The 13,861-nt window shown below is 37.1% G+C and carries 11 protein-coding genes and 2 rRNA genes (1 of these 13 cut by a window edge); 10 read left to right on the top strand and 3 right to left on the bottom strand.

Annotated features, from left to right (window positions below; all coding sequences use genetic code 11):
* From KAOT1_RS08060 to KAOT1_RS08050, 3 genes are all read left to right on the top strand, one after another.
* A 23S ribosomal RNA gene (locus KAOT1_RS08060) occupies nucleotides 1–2,227 on the top strand (it extends 591 nt beyond the left edge of the window).
* A gap of 168 nt (nucleotides 2,228–2,395) precedes the next feature.
* Nucleotides 2,396–2,505, top strand: a 5S ribosomal RNA gene (gene rrf, locus KAOT1_RS08055).
* Nucleotides 2,506–2,690: 185 nt separating this feature from the next.
* Nucleotides 2,691–3,209 carry a hypothetical protein gene (locus KAOT1_RS08050; protein ID WP_007094274.1) on the top strand — a complete coding sequence of 173 codons (519 nt, stop codon included), beginning with the start codon at nucleotides 2,691–2,693 and terminating at the stop codon, nucleotides 3,207–3,209.
* Here the strand turns inward: KAOT1_RS08050 and KAOT1_RS08045 are convergent.
* Together KAOT1_RS08045 and murQ are read right to left on the bottom strand one after the other, a co-directional pair.
* Nucleotides 3,206–3,427 carry a DUF6095 family protein gene (locus KAOT1_RS08045; RefSeq protein WP_007094273.1) on the bottom strand — a complete coding sequence of 74 codons (222 nt, stop codon included), beginning with the start codon at nucleotides 3,425–3,427 and terminating at the stop codon, nucleotides 3,206–3,208. The genes KAOT1_RS08050 and KAOT1_RS08045 overlap by 4 nt on opposite strands.
* Nucleotides 3,408–4,229: an N-acetylmuramic acid 6-phosphate etherase gene (murQ, locus tag KAOT1_RS08040; RefSeq protein ID WP_007094272.1), complete on the bottom strand. Its 822-nt coding sequence runs from the start codon at nucleotides 4,227–4,229 to the stop codon at nucleotides 3,408–3,410. The genes KAOT1_RS08045 and murQ overlap by 20 nt, the downstream gene beginning before the upstream one ends.
* Before the next feature lie 615 nt (nucleotides 4,230–4,844).
* Between murQ and KAOT1_RS08035 the strand changes: the two genes are divergently transcribed.
* From KAOT1_RS08035 to KAOT1_RS08005, 7 genes are read left to right on the top strand one after another with little or no spacing between them, the layout of a single operon-like run.
* Nucleotides 4,845–6,317, top strand: coding sequence for an arginine decarboxylase (locus KAOT1_RS08035; RefSeq protein ID WP_007094271.1), 1,473 nt, complete (start codon nucleotides 4,845–4,847; stop codon nucleotides 6,315–6,317).
* Nucleotides 6,318–6,358: 41 nt separating this feature from the next.
* Nucleotides 6,359–7,300, top strand: a complete 942-nt coding sequence (gene speB / locus KAOT1_RS08030; RefSeq protein WP_007094270.1) for an agmatinase — start codon at nucleotides 6,359–6,361, stop codon at nucleotides 7,298–7,300.
* Nucleotides 7,290–8,264 carry a deoxyhypusine synthase family protein gene (locus KAOT1_RS08025; protein ID WP_007094269.1) on the top strand — a complete coding sequence of 325 codons (975 nt, stop codon included), beginning with the start codon at nucleotides 7,290–7,292 and terminating at the stop codon, nucleotides 8,262–8,264. Before speB ends, KAOT1_RS08025 begins: the two co-directional genes overlap by 11 nt.
* Nucleotides 8,265–8,282: 18 nt before the next feature.
* Nucleotides 8,283–8,591, top strand: coding sequence for a hypothetical protein (locus KAOT1_RS08020; RefSeq protein WP_007094268.1), 309 nt, complete (start codon nucleotides 8,283–8,285; stop codon nucleotides 8,589–8,591).
* Nucleotides 8,592–8,608: 17 nt separating this feature from the next.
* Nucleotides 8,609–9,061, top strand: coding sequence for an NUDIX hydrolase (locus KAOT1_RS08015; protein WP_007094267.1), 453 nt, complete (start codon nucleotides 8,609–8,611; stop codon nucleotides 9,059–9,061).
* Nucleotides 9,027–9,443, top strand: a complete 417-nt coding sequence (locus KAOT1_RS08010) for a VOC family protein (protein ID WP_007094266.1) — start codon at nucleotides 9,027–9,029, stop codon at nucleotides 9,441–9,443. Before KAOT1_RS08015 ends, KAOT1_RS08010 begins: the two co-directional genes overlap by 35 nt.
* Nucleotides 9,444–9,488: 45 nt before the next feature.
* On the top strand, nucleotides 9,489–11,012 hold the full coding sequence (locus tag KAOT1_RS08005) for a bifunctional GNAT family N-acetyltransferase/carbon-nitrogen hydrolase family protein (protein ID WP_007094265.1): 1,524 nt from the start codon (nucleotides 9,489–9,491) through the stop codon (nucleotides 11,010–11,012).
* 72 nt (nucleotides 11,013–11,084) lie between these two features.
* Here KAOT1_RS08005 and KAOT1_RS08000 read toward each other — a convergent pair whose 3' ends face one another.
* A complete protein-coding gene (locus KAOT1_RS08000) occupies nucleotides 11,085–13,313 on the bottom strand; it encodes an NADP-dependent isocitrate dehydrogenase (RefSeq protein WP_007094264.1) in 2,229 nt (742 codons plus the stop codon).
* Nucleotides 13,314–13,861: the final 548 nt, after the last annotated feature.

The following is a 13,861-nucleotide window of genomic DNA, read 5'->3' as shown; positions in this document are numbered from 1 at the left end:
CATAATGAGCCTACGAGTTACCGTTGCTAGCGAGGTTAAACACTTCAGGTGTGGAGCCGTAGCGAAAGCGAGTCTGAATAGGGCGCTATAGTTAGTAGTGGTAGACGCGAAACCGTGTGATCTACCCATGGGCAGGTTGAAGCTGTGGTAACACATAGTGGAGGACCGAACCGGTTGACGTTGAAAAGTCTTCGGATGACCTGTGGGTAGGGGTGAAAGGCCAATCAAACTCGGAAATAGCTCGTACTCCCCGAAATGCATTTAGGTGCAGCGTATTAATAGTTTTATAGAGGTAGAGCTACTGATTGGATGCGGGGGCTTCACCGCCTACCAATTCCTGACAAACTCCGAATGCTATAAAATGGTTTAATGCAGTGAGGGCATGGGTGCTAAGGTCCATGTCCGAGAGGGAAAGAACCCGGACCATCAGCTAAGGTCCCCAAATATATACTAAGTTGAATAAACGAGGTTTGACTGCCTAGACAGCTAGGATGTTGGCTTGGAAGCAGCCATTCATTTAAAGAGTGCGTAACAGCTCACTAGTCGAGCGGTCGAGCATGGATAATAATCGGGCATAAGTATATTACCGAAGCTATGGACTCCAAAGGAGTGGTAGGGGAGCATTCTATTTGCGCAGAATGTGGTCTGTGAGGACTGCTGGAGCGGATAGAAAAGAAAATGTAGGCATAAGTAACGATAATGCGGGCGAGAAACCCGCACACCGAAAGACTAAGGTTTCCTCAGCTATGCTAATCAGCTGAGGGTTAGTCGGGACCTAACGCGAACCCGAAAGGGGTAGTGGATGGACAAGCAGTTAATATTCTGCTACCTGCTCACGTTAAAAGTGACGGAGGCGAAAAGTTAGTGCGCACTGACGGAATAGTGCGTTGAAGAGAGTGGTAACACCTCGATAGTACAGTAAGGCTACGGCCGCGCTGATAATCTAGCAAATCGACTTCCAAGAAAACCGAGTGAAGCAGCCCGTACCGTAAACCGACACAGGTAGTTGGGATGAGAATTCTAAGGTGCTCGAGATATTCATGGCTAAGGAACTAGGCAAAATCGACCTGTAACTTCGGGAGAAAGGTCGCCCATCTTCGGATGGGCCGCAGTGAAAAGGTCCAGGCGACTGTTTATCAAAAACATAGGGCTTTGCTAAATCGAAAGATGATGTATAAAGCCTGACACCTGCCCGTGCTGGAAGTTAAGAGGAGGGTTTAGCTTCGGCGACGATCTGAATTGAAGCCCCAGTAAACGGCGGCCGTAACTATAACGGTCCTAAGGTAGCGAAATTCCTTGTCGGGTAAGTTCCGACCTGCACGAATGGTGCAACGATCTGGACACTGTCTCAGCCATGAGCTCGGTGAAATTGTAGTATCGGTGAAGATGCCGATTACCCGCAGCGGGACGAAAAGACCCCGTGAACCTTTACTATAGCTTCGTATTGACTTTGGATAAGTAATGTGTAGGATAGGTGGGAGACTATGAAATGGCGTCGCTAGGCGTTGTGGAGTCGTTGTTGAAATACCACCCTTTGCTTATCTGAAGCCTAACCTCTAACGAGGAACAGTGCGTGGTGGGTAGTTTGACTGGGGTGGTCGCCTCCAAAAGAGTAACGGAGGCTTCTAAAGGTTCCCTCAGCACGCTTGGTAACCGTGCGTAGAGTGCAATGGCATAAGGGAGCTTGACTGAGAGACATACAGGTCGATCAGGTACGAAAGTAGAGCATAGTGATCCGGTGGTTCCGCATGGAAGGGCCATCGCTCAAAGGATAAAAGGTACTCCGGGGATAACAGGCTGATCTCCCCCAAGAGCTCACATCGACGGGGGGGTTTGGCACCTCGATGTCGGCTCGTCACATCCTGGGGCTGGAGAAGGTCCCAAGGGTTGGGCTGTTCGCCCATTAAAGTGGCACGCGAGCTGGGTTCAGAACGTCGTGAGACAGTTCGGTCTCTATCTGCTGTGGGCGTTAGAAATTTGCGTGGATCTGACTCTAGTACGAGAGGACCGAGTTGGACTAACCTCTGGTGTATCTGTTGTTCCGCCAGGAGCATTGCAGAGTAGCTACGTTGGGAAGGGATAAGCGCTGAAAGCATATAAGCGCGAAACCCACCACAAGATGAGATTTCTTTAAAGGGTCGTGGGAGATGACCACGTTGATAGGCTATAGGTGTAAAGGCAGTAATGTCATAGCCGAGTAGTACTAATTACCCGTAGGCTTATGTACGGCTTCTTATTATTTATATAACACTCAAAAAAACTCTTATTTATCTCAATATGTTATCTTATTAGATAGTAGTGAGATGTTAGATTATTTAGAAATCTAATACACTCAATGTTAATTACTCAAATCTCAATACTATTAGGTTCCCAATCAAGTTGGGAATTAAAAGCTTAAGGTGGTTATAGCAATGGGGCTCACCTCTTACCATTCCGAACAGAGAAGTTAAGCCCATTAGCGCAGATGGTACTGCAGAAATGTGGGAGAGTATGTCGCCGCCTTTTTTTAAAACCCTTATCATATAGTTATGATAAGGGTTTTTTTATGTCATGAAAACTAAAACTTCTTTTTGCTCTAAAAAACTTTTTTGATGATAAGTATTTAAAGACTTTGAACCAAATTAAATCAGAAGTGACAATTATTGAGATTCATTGTTTTTTTAGTATATTTAAGTCAACAAATTTTTCTCATGAATACCAAACTGATAGATTCCCTACTGAATACCTTATTTAAGTCTAAAAACCTTTTAATTGAAATTAATGATAGTTCTTATTGCTGTAAAGAAGTAGGTCCTTATTATTCTAGTGTAGGCTCACACATACGACATGTTTTAGATTTTTATAAATGTATTTTTAATGGTTTGGAAAAGAAGTACGTGAATCTTGTTTCACGAGAACGAGATCAAAGAATAGAGAATGATTGTAATTGTGCTATTTCTGAGATTGAAGCTATTGCTGATAAGTTAAAAGCTCTGAATGATATTGATTTAAATTTATTATTAAATGTAGAAGATGATCTTGGAAATGGAAATATTACTTTACAGTATACTTTAGCGGCATTACTTGCTCAGGCAAATGGTCATGCAATTCATCATTATGCAATTATTGGATATATTTTGGATCGTTTGGATATAGAAATAGAAGATGAGAATTTTGGTTATAATCCCACAACACCTAAAAATGTTTTAAAGAATACTAAAGCTAGCTAGAATATAGAGTTCATTATTTTTCGCATGCCTTTGAATGCTAGTATAATTGCGCCAACGGCTATTGCTAACCCAACGATTAATACGGGAATGTATAAGGGTTTGTCTTGATTTTTGAATGCAGAATGAATGGTTATTGGACCTAAAAACATGCATACTAACGAACCAGCCATCAATTTTAACCCTTTTCCTAATAGTTCTTTATTTGTTCTTTTTGTCATAATTAAGAATCGCTTTTCGTACGTTTTTGTGTTTTTCTAATAGTTTTTTCGCAATCTGTTGAGAAACTTGTAACTCAGACATAATCATTTTCTCTCCTCTCTCTACCAATTTATGATTGCTGAGTTGCATGTCGACCATTTTGTTTCCTTTTACTTTTCCTAGTTGTATCATTACTGCGGTAGATATCATATTGAGCACTAATTTTTGAGCAGTTCCAGCTTTCATTCGTGAGCTTCCAGTTACAAATTCGGAACCTACAATAATTTCTATAGGAAGTTTGGATACATTTGATAATGGACTGTTTCGATTACAAGTAATACAACCTGTCAAGATGTTATGGTTGTTACATTCTTTTAATGCGCCAATGACATATGGAGTTGTACCAGATGCCGCAATGCCGATAACAGTATCATTTTCTGAGATGCTGTGTTCTTGAAGATCTTTCCAGCCTTGGTGGGTATCATCTTCTGCAAATTCGACAGCTTTTCTGATGGCAGTATCACCGCCAGCGATGAGTCCGACAACTAAATCATGCGAAACTCCAAATGTTGGGGGGCATTCTGAAGCATCTACAATTCCAAGTCTTCCGCTTGTACCCGCGCCAATATAGAATAATCGACCTCCATTTTTCATTCTAATTACAATTTCAGAAACTAGCTTTTCTATTTGTGGAATTACTTTTGAAACAGCAAACGGAACTGTTTTATCTTCATTGTTAATGTTTGTTAGTAGCTCCGATACGGTCATTTTTTCTAAATGATCGTATTTAGAATCTTGCTCAGTTGTTTTAATGAAATCCATAATTCAAAAATACGTTATTTTGTATACAAACGAAATGGTTTTTTTGCGTTAGTGGTAGAATTAATATATAAAGTTTCATCCAGCTATCTGATTTATTATTGAATAAAAACTCATCATCTATAAACCAATTATTATGCAATCATCAATCAGATATTCAACATAAAAAAGCAAAATTTGTTTTTTATATATGAAAAGTAAGAGCAATTTATTGTGTAAGTATCTTGAAATTAGTTAGTTAAAATATTTTTCATAAAAATTTATTTTTTTTGAAAAAAAATAGAAAAAAGTTTTTTGAACTTATTTTTTTAGTATGTTTGTTTTGTAAATGAGTTCACTAATAGAACGCATTGCCTATATAAATGAATACTTTTTTCAGATTCGGGCTTAGGAGAATAAAGAAGTCTACTCCAAAAGCTGTCTTACGTATCAGACGCCGAATTCTCAGGCTGACTTCTGAAACAGAACATACTTTCAAGTGCTTATTACAACGCACTTTCATACCGTTTACGGTATTTGCTTTCCGTATTTGAGTTTATATCAAAGACTGTCTTTTTTGTTACTATCTATCATAGTAATCCTTGATTATTTCTATAAATTTTTAACTCATTAAAACTAATGAAAACTAAATATATTGATCTTATCGAGCAGACATTTGATTTTCCACAAAAAGAATTCAAGCTTGATAAAAACAACAAATTACAATTTCATGGCATTGATCTTTCAAAGGTCATTGCCCAATACGGAGCACCGTTAAAATTTACATACCTTCCTAAAATATCGGAAAATATCAACAATGCAAAAACATGGTTTGCCAATGCAATGGAAAAACACAACTATGCAGGAAACTACAACTATTGCTATTGTACAAAGAGTTCACACTTTCAACACGTGCTACATGAAGCTTTAAAAAATGATATTCATATTGAAACATCATCAGCATTTGATATTGATATCGTTGAAAACTTAAAAGCACAAGGAAAAATTACAGATGAAGCTTTTGTAATCAGTAATGGCTTCAAACGAGATCAATATGTAAAAAATATTGGAAGACTCATCAATAATGGACATAAAAACTGTATTCCAATCATAGATAATTACGAGGAAATTAGCTTGCTGAGCGAAGAAATTCAGGGTAATTACAACATCGGAATTCGTATCGCTTCTGAAGAAGAACCAAAATTTGAATTTTATACATCTCGTTTGGGAATTGGCTATAAAAACATCGTTCCTTTTTACAACAGAGACATTAAAGATAATCCAAGAGTAACACTAAAAATGTTACACTTCTTCATCAATACAGGAATTCGTGACACTGCATATTATTGGAACGAATTGTTAAAATGCATGAAAGTCTATATCAATCTAAAGAAAGTTTGCCCTTCGTTAGACAGTCTAAATATTGGTGGCGGTTTCCCGATAAAAAACTCGTTAGCATTTGATTACGATTACGAATATATGATTGACGAAATCATTCAACAAATCAAACAAACCTGCGACGAAGCTGGCGTAGCTGTGCCTAATATTTTCACAGAATTTGGAAGCTTTACCGTTGGTGAAAGTGGCGGCGCCATCTATGAAGTATTGTACCAAAAACAACAAAACGATCGTGAAAAATGGAATATGATTAATTCATCATTCATCACCACAATGCCAGATACTTGGGCAATCAACAAACGATTCATTATGCTACCAATCAACGGATGGCAAAAGGAATATGAACGTGTTTTATTAGGCGGATTAACCTGTGATAGCGACGATTACTACAACAGCGAGCAACATATGAATGCGATCTATCTACCAAAATTTAGCAAAGAAAAGCCTTTATACATCGGATTTTTCAATACAGGAGCGTACCAAGAAACAATTGGTGGTTTTGGCGGATTGCAACACTGTTTAATACCACAACCAAAGCACGTTTTAATTGATCGTGATGAAGAAGGAAACATAGTAACAACATTATTTTCAGAACAACAAACCTCTGAAAAATTACTATCGCTCTTAGGATACAATTTTGAAATCAACAAGGCAATGACAAGCATGCCAGAAAAAATAGACTTGTCTGAAGTTTTATCATCTTATAACCAATAACACAATTACAACTTAAAAAGAAGTATTAACAATTTTAAAAAATGAAAACCAAAAAAACATACGCAGGTATTCCTGAAGCGTACGCAAACTTTGAAACCTCAAAAATAATGTTAATCCCAGTTTCATACGATGGAACAAGTACGTGGGGAAAAGGAGCAGACAAAGGACCAGAAGCATTTTTACACGCTTCTGAAAACATGGAATTATACGATATAGAAACGGATAGCGAAGTATACAAACAAGGAATCTACTTGGCTGATACGATCACAGAAAACGAATCGCCAGAAGCTATGGTAGCAACCGTACATAAAGTGACAAAAACAAACATCAAGCGAAACAAGTTTGTAACACTTTTTGGCGGCGAACACTCTATATCAATTGGTGCAATGCGTGCTTTTAACGAATGTTTTGACAATCTTTCAGTATTGCAATTAGATGCACATGCTGACTTGCGTAAAGAATATGAAGGTTCCAAATACAACCATGCATGTGCTTTGTATGAAGCCAACCAAAATACAAACTTGGTACAAGTTGGAATTCGTAGTATGGACGCGATAGAACGTACAGAAATGAACGAAGACAATGTGTTTTTTGCACACGATATGGTAAATGACGATTACTGGATGGACAATGCAATTGAGGCTTTAGGCGAAACGGTATACATTACATTTGACTTAGATACATTCGATTCGTCAATCATGCCTTCAACAGGAACACCAGAACCAGGCGGATTATTTTGGTACGAAACCTTAGAATTTTTAAGACGTGTATTTGAAGAAAAAAATGTAGTAGGATTTGACATTGTAGAACTTTGTCCAAATGCAAACGACAAATCATCGGACTTTCTTGCAGCAAAATTATACTATAAAATGTTGAGCTATAAATTTTTAGCACAAGATCAAGATGAAGAAAATGAAAACCTTTACAATACTGCAAACGAAAACAAAATCAATCGTTTAAAATACAACGAAGATGAAGACTAACGGAGCAATTACACAATTTATAGAAAAATATTTCTTACACTTTAACGCTGCATCGCTAGTAGATGCAGCAAAAGGATATGAAGCCAACTTAGAAAAAGGTTCAAAAATGCTAGTTTCGCTTGCGGGCGCAATGAGTACAGCAGAACTTGGGAAAATATTTGCAGAAATGATTCGTCAAGACAAAGTACACATCATTTCATGTACAGGTGCAAACTTAGAAGAAGATATCATGAATTTGGTAGCGCATTCACATTACAAGCGTGTTCCAAATTATCGTGACTTAACACCGCAAGACGAATGGGATTTGTTAGAAAAAGGCTTAAATCGTGTGACAGATACATGCATTCCTGAAGAAGAAGCATTCCGCAGATTGCAAAGCCATATCTACAAAATATGGAAAGACGCAGAAGCAAATGGCGAACGTTATTTACCACACGAATACATGTATAAAATGTTACTATCTGGCGTGTTGGAAGAATACTATGAAATTGATGTAAAAGACTCATGGATGTACGCTGCTGCGGAAAAAAATCTTCCAATAGTTTGTCCAGGATGGGAAGACAGTACTATGGGGAATATTTTCGCAAGCTATGTGATGAAAGGCGAATTGCAAGCAAGTACCATGAAATCAGGAATTGAATACATGACGTTTCTGGCAGATTGGTATACGGAAAACTCAGAAAATGGCATCGGATTCTTTCAAATTGGAGGCGGAATTGCAGGTGATTTCCCAATATGTGTCGTGCCAATGTTATACCAAGACATGGAACGAACCGATACACCATTCTGGAACTATTTCTGTCAAATCAGTGATTCAACCACAAGTTACGGATCGTACTCAGGAGCCGTTCCAAACGAAAAAATAACGTGGGGAAAACTAGATATTGATACGCCAAAATTCATCATAGAAAGTGATGCAACAATTGTAGCGCCATTAATATTCGCTTACTTATTAAAAATGTAATCATACAAAAAATAAACCGTGAAATCTCAAAATAACAATTTAAAACGTGTCATTGTTGACTTTAAAAAGTTAACTCCAGAAATTTTAGGACTCTTAGTAGAAAAATATCCTTTTGGTTATGAAGAACACAACGTTATCAAGTTCAAAAACGCCAAAGGTGAATCTGTAGAAGCTGTAGAAGTCATCTCAGGAGATACCAAATACCTTGTCAAAGTAAGTGTAAAACTCGAAATGACAATGGAAAACTATGATGAAGATGATTATGTTGATTATGACGACGACGATCCAGATGCTGTACAAGCACCATCAATGGATGAAGACTATTAATCGCAATTCACGATAAGATGAAAACGATTCAAAAAACACGTTTATTAGCAGTCAATGGAGATCAGCTTTTAGTCATTGAAAAAGTGGGAACTGAAAAAAGATTGACACTTTCTGGAGGTGTCAAAAAACGTAAAGAATCATTAGAAGGAAGTCTCATACGTGAAACACGCGAAGAAATTGGGTTGTATGTTCGCAAAAATAGTCTAACGCATGTTGTTTCAAAAGTAACGGCAAAAGCAGGAATAACAATCGTAAAACATCATTTTGTAACGACCATTAAAACCAATCTTTTCAATATTATTGAAACTGAAAAATTCAAAGACGTATATTGGTGCTACTGGGAAAATGCATTGCCTTATTTAGACAAAGAAGACAAAAACGCAGTCAAAACATACTTTAAAAGTAAATACAAAAAGAAACTAAAATCAAGCAACTATGAAAGCAGCATTCCATCTCGCATTGCCATGTGATGACATTCAAAAAACAAAAGAATTTTACGTAGATATTCTTGGCGCTAACAAAGGACGTGGAACAAACACGTGGATTGATATCGACTTTTACGGAAATCAAGTGACCTTTACAAATGCAGGTTCTTTCAACTTCGATTTTAAAAACTATCGCTTAAGCGGACAAATATTGCCATCATTTCACTTTGGTGTCATTGTAGACATGGAAACTTGGGGAAAAATTTACACCAAACTATTCTCTATGGACATAGAAGTAACGACAGAAGTAACCTTTTTAGAAAACAAAGCAGGCGAACACATTTCTTTTTTTGTGACAGATCCTGACGGATATCAAGTCGAATTTAAAAGTTTTAAAAACGAAAAAGAAATATTCACAAGTATATAAAACTGATGACAAGGTTGCGCAAAACAACCTTGTCATTTACAAGTGATGAAACCAACAACTATAGAAAACATTGAGCTTACATTCTTGAGTTTAAGCGACTACCAAGAATTAAAAGAAGCAATGATTCAGGCATACGATAGCATGCCAGATTCTTATTGGCAAGAAGCACAAATAAAAACGCTTATTGCAAAATTTTCAGAAGGACAAATCGTACTAAAAATAAACGGTCAATTGGCAGGTTGTGCGTTGTCCATCATTGTAGATTATGATTCCTTTGAAGATTCACACACCTACAAAGACATTGTGCAAAAATCATTTGACGCACATACGGACAATGGCGATGTTTTATACGGAATTGATGTATTTATAAAACCTGAATTTCGCGGATTACGCTTGGGCAGACGTTTGTATGACTATCGCAAAGAATTATGTGAAAAAAGGAATTTAAAAGGAATCGCTTTTGGTGGAAGAATCCCGAATTATCACAACTATGCGGCAACATTGAGTCCAAAAGAATATATTGAAAAAGTAAAACTAAAGGAAATCAACGATCCGGTGTTGAACTTTCAAATATCAAACGATTTTCATCCTGCAAAAGTGCTCAAAGGTTATCTAGAAGGTGATGAAGCTTCGAATGAATTTGCTGTGTTGATGGAATGGGACAATATTTACTATGAAAAACCAAACAAAAAAGCGACTACGAAGAAAAAAGTAGTGCGTTTAGGGTTGATCCAATGGCAAATGCGTCCGTACAAAGATTTAGAAGAATTATTGCAACAGGCAGAATTTTTTATTGATGCTGTCGCAGGATATCGCTCAGATTTTGCACTATTTCCTGAATTTTTCAATGCTCCGCTAATGGCTGTAAACAATCACATGTCTACACCAGATGCAATTCGCGAATTGGCAAAACATACACAAAGTATCGTTGAAAAATTTTCGGAATTTTCCATATCATACAACATCAACATTATCTCTGGAAGCATGCCAGAAATGCGCGAAGGGAAACTGTACAACGTTGGCTATTTATGCAAGCGTGATGGAAGCGTTGAACGTTATGAAAAACTGCATGTAACACCAGATGAAGCGAAAGTTTGGGGAATGCAAGGTGGAAACAAACTGCAAACTTTTGATACAGATTGCGGGAAAATTGGCATCTTAATTTGTTATGATTCCGAATTTCCAGAATTAAGCCGTTTACTTGCTGATGAAGGGATGGATATTTTATTTGTACCGTTCTTAACAGATACGCAAAACGGATATTCACGAGTGCGAAACTGTGCGCGAGCGCGTGCTATAGAAAACGAATGCTATGTTGCGATTGCGGGAAGTGTTGGCAACTTGCCAAAAGTGCAAAACATGGACATTCAATTTGCACAATCAATGGTATTTACGCCGTGCGACTTCTCTTTTCCAACCAATGGAATTAAAGCAGAAGCAACGCCAAATACAGAAATGATTCTCATTGCTGATGTTGATATTGATTTGCTCCGCGAACTCAATCAATTTGGAGCCGTAAAAAACTTAAGAGATCGTAGAAAAGATCTATTCGAACTACGAAAAAAATAGAAAAAATTCAAACAAAAAAAGCTCCTTAACAGTTAGTAAGGAGCTTTTTTAATTTATAATTAAAGCTGATTGTTATGCAATCGAACTTAAGATGTTGTTGAATGTTTCACTTGGTCGCATTGCTTTTGAAGTCAATTCGTCATTTGGCATATAATATCCGCCGATATCCATTGGCGAACCTTGTGCATCATTGAGTTCCTTTACAATTTTTTCTTCGTTTTCAGTTAATTGTGCAGCGATAGGAGTAAAGCGCGCTTTTAAATCTGCATCTTTATCTTGTGCAGCCAATGCTTGCGCCCAATACAAAGATAGGTAGAAATGGCTTCCTCTGTTGTCTAACTCGTTGACTTTACGTGACGGAGATTTTTTATTTTCCAAGAATTTGTCTGTTGCGTCATCTAAAGTTTCTGATAAAACAATTGCTTTGTTGTTATCGTAATTTGAGCCCAAATGTTCTAAAGAAACTGCCAAAGCCAAAAATTCTCCTAGCGAATCCCAACGTAAGTGACCTTCTTTGTTAAACTGTTGAACGTGTTTTGGAGCTGATCCACCAGCACCAGTTTCAAACAATCCACCACCATTCATCAACGGAACGATAGAAAGCATTTTTGCACTTGTTCCTAATTCTAAAATCGGGAATAAATCTGTTAGGTAATCACGCAAAACGTTTCCAGTTACAGAGATGGTATTTTCTCCTTTCTTGATACGTTTTAGCGTAAATTGTGTTGCTTCTGCTAAAGGTAGAATGTGAATTTCTAATCCTTCAGTATTGTGATCTTTTAAATAAAGATTTACTTTTTTGATAAGTTCTGCATCGTGTGCTCTTTCTGCATCCAACCAGAAAACTGCTGGCCAACCTGTAGCTGTCGCTCTGCTTACGGCAAGTTTTACCCAGTCACGAACAGGTGCATCTTTTACTTGGCACATTCTCCAAATATCTCCAGTTTCTACTGAATGAGAAGTTAAGATATTTCCATCTGCATCAACGACAGCAACCGTTCCATTAGCAGGAATTTCAAAAGTTTTATCGTGCGAACCATATTCTTCTGCTTTTTGAGCCATCAATCCAACATTAGGAACAGTTCCCATAGTGGTAGGGTCAAAAGCACCATTTTCTTTACAAAAATCAACAGTTGCCTGATATAAGGCTGCATAACTACTATCTGGAATTACGGCTTTCGTATCTTGTGTTTTTCCTTCTGCATCCCACATTTTTCCTGAGTTACGAATCATTGCAGGCATTGAAGCATCAATAATTACGTCACTTGGTACGTGTAAGTTTGTAATTCCTTTATCAGAATCAACCATTGCGATATCAGGACCATTTTCCATAGCGACTGCGATATCTCCAACAATTTCTTCTTTCTTTTCGGCAGACAATTCTTCCAGATTGTTCAATAGGTTTCCAAAACCATTGTTTACATCTACGCCAATTTCGTCAAATGTAGCTTGATGCTTTTCAAATAAATCTGCAAAGTATACGCGAACCGCATGTCCGAAGATAATCGGATCACTAACTTTCATCATGGTTGCTTTCATGTGTAGTGAGAACAACAATCCTTTTTCTTTTGTATCTGCAATTTCTCTTTCTAAAAAGGCGAGTAATGCTTTTTTGCTCATTACCGTAGCGTCAATAATTTCACCAGCTAATAATGAAATACCTTCTTTTAACGTAGTTTTATTTCCGTTAGCATCTGTGTGTACAATATTTACAGAAGTTGCGTTGGCAACAGTTACCGATTTTTCATTAGAACGAAAATCTCCAGCTTCCATTGTTGCAACATGCGTTTTTGAGTCAGACGACCAAGCGCCCATGCTATGCGGATTTTTCTTTGCGTAGTTTTTTACAGCTTTTGGAGCTCTACGATCAGAGTTTCCTTCACGTAAAACTGGATTTACCGCAGAACCTTTTACCTTATTATATTTAGCTAGAATTGCTTTTTCTTCTTCGGTTTCTGCTTCTTCTGGGTAATCAGGAATTGCAAATCCTTTTGCTTGTAATTCAGCAATAGTGGCTTTTAATTGAGGAACAGAAGCACTAATATTAGGTAATTTGATAATATTTGCTTCTGGTTTTTTTGCCAATTCTCCCAATTCTGCCAGCGCATCATTGACACGTTGTTCTGGTGTTAAGTATTCTGAGAAATTTGCTAAAACTCGTCCTGCTAAAGAAATATCTTTTGTTTCAATGTCGATACCAGATGGAGCTGTAAATGCTTTTACGATTGGTAATAAAGAATGTGTAGCTAAAGCTGGTGCTTCGTCAGTTTTCGTGTAGATAATCTTTGTTGATTTTGCCATATTGATGTATAGATAAAATATTTGATCTGATTAGATGTAATTTTTCGAAGTGCAAATATACAAAATGATAGGAGATTTTGGTAGTGATAAGTTTACTACTGTGAGAAGTTCGTAAATTTTATAAAAAACAAAAGCCATATCATTGTAATTACTTACCTTGACATGGCTTTTTGAAATGTGTTTTACACAATGTTTTCTTCTAATTGCTTAGTGGATGCATTCTGTAATACAGCACTTCGATTTTGAAATAAGCTTCGTCGTTATTGGCATTTTACCTGTGTTAAAACTTATTTCATATTGTTTTTTAATATACCTACTTGTACAGATCTACTTTCGTGATTTGTCCTTTTGTACAATACTAATTCAATACAGAACCTGTACTTATACAACACTTTATTCGCATCTTAGCAATACCAATAAATTTCGGCGTTTCTCCTTGAGTCCTTTACAGCAAGCTGTACTGGAAATAGAGTCACATTTCTCATGATGATTGTTTGTACCCAAAAATCATTTTCGAGAAACTTATTAAAATAACAATAGTTTAGAAC

This window comes from Kordia algicida OT-1 (assembly GCF_000154725.1).
GTDB classification, from domain to species: Bacteria; Bacteroidota; Bacteroidia; order Flavobacteriales; family Flavobacteriaceae; genus Kordia; species Kordia algicida.
The sequence above is the reverse complement of the archived record's forward strand: the minus strand, read 5'-3'. Positions and strand labels throughout refer to the sequence as shown.

What these genes read in the sequence shown, in the direction of transcription:
- KAOT1_RS08050 (WP_007094274.1), top strand. Translation starts at nt 2,691, where the DNA reads ATGAATACCAAACTGATAGATTCCCTACTGAATACCTTATTTAAGTCT.
- KAOT1_RS08015 (WP_007094267.1), top strand. Translation starts at nt 8,609, where the DNA reads ATGAAAACGATTCAAAAAACACGTTTATTAGCAGTCAATGGAGATCAG.
- KAOT1_RS08000 (WP_007094264.1), bottom strand. Translation starts at nt 13,313, where the DNA reads ATGGCAAAATCAACAAAGATTATCTACACGAAAACTGACGAAGCACCA.
- KAOT1_RS08010 (WP_007094266.1), top strand. Translation starts at nt 9,027, where the DNA reads ATGAAAGCAGCATTCCATCTCGCATTGCCATGTGATGACATTCAAAAA.
- murQ (WP_007094272.1), bottom strand. Translation starts at nt 4,229, where the DNA reads ATGGATTTCATTAAAACAACTGAGCAAGATTCTAAATACGATCATTTA.
- KAOT1_RS08035 (WP_007094271.1), top strand. Translation starts at nt 4,845, where the DNA reads ATGAAAACTAAATATATTGATCTTATCGAGCAGACATTTGATTTTCCA.
- KAOT1_RS08025 (WP_007094269.1), top strand. Translation starts at nt 7,290, where the DNA reads ATGAAGACTAACGGAGCAATTACACAATTTATAGAAAAATATTTCTTA.
- KAOT1_RS08005 (WP_007094265.1), top strand. Translation starts at nt 9,489, where the DNA reads ATGAAACCAACAACTATAGAAAACATTGAGCTTACATTCTTGAGTTTA.
- speB (WP_007094270.1), top strand. Translation starts at nt 6,359, where the DNA reads ATGAAAACCAAAAAAACATACGCAGGTATTCCTGAAGCGTACGCAAAC.
- KAOT1_RS08045 (WP_007094273.1), bottom strand. Translation starts at nt 3,427, where the DNA reads ATGACAAAAAGAACAAATAAAGAACTATTAGGAAAAGGGTTAAAATTG.